General features: G+C 39.2%; 2 protein-coding genes. Both read left to right on the top strand.

From position 1 onward, the window contains the following. A partial coding sequence (locus tag HC176_RS15615) for a penicillin-binding transpeptidase domain-containing protein (protein ID WP_280818690.1) occupies window positions 1-437 on the top strand: 437 nt, incomplete at its 5' end. A gap of 2 nt (window positions 438-439) precedes the next feature. Further along, a partial coding sequence (locus HC176_RS15610) for an FtsW/RodA/SpoVE family cell cycle protein (protein ID WP_167919908.1) occupies window positions 440-725 on the top strand: 286 nt, incomplete at its 3' end.

The following is a 725-nucleotide window of genomic DNA, read 5'->3' as shown; positions in this document are numbered from 1 at the left end:
TAAAGGAGAAAGAGTTTACAGAAAAAAAACACACTACCATTGATCCTGTTCATTTTGAGGCCGTAGTGGAAGGTATGCATCAGGTTTACAGAGCAGGTACGGCATCTGCTTTGCAGATCCCCGGAATTGAAATTGCAGGAAAGACCGGAACAGCCGAAAACTTTACAAAGATCAACGGGAAGCGGGTACAACTTACAGATCATTCCATTTTCATTGCTTTTGCCCCTGTAGATGATCCAAAAATAGCTATTGCAGTATTCGTTGAAAATGGGTACTGGGGTGGTCGTTATGCTGGCCGTATCGCAGGATTAATGATTGAAAAGTATATCAAAGGGGAGATCACCAGGAAAGATATGGAGAACTGGATCCTTACCCATAGCCTTGAAGAAGAATATGCGAAGCCATTAAGTGGCGAACCATTTAGAATTAACCAGTAACTATGCCTAAGACTATTTCCCAGTTCGACTGGCTTACTATTGCAATTTATTTCTTACTGGTATTTATTGGGTATATCAATATATATTCGGCATCTCTGAATGATACTGCAACCTCTTTCTTTGATCTGGACCAGATCTATGGAAAGCAGATGCTATTCATTTTTCTAAGCATTTTTCTTATTGTTATCCTTCTCTCCCTGGAAGCCAAATTCTATGAACGCTTTGCCAGTATATTTTACATCTTTTCGCTCATTTCTATTATTGGCTTATTTTTCTTCGGAAAAACCA

It is taken from the genome of Tamlana crocina, from assembly GCF_012037625.1.
This window is presented reverse-complemented; position numbering and strand designations above follow the sequence as displayed.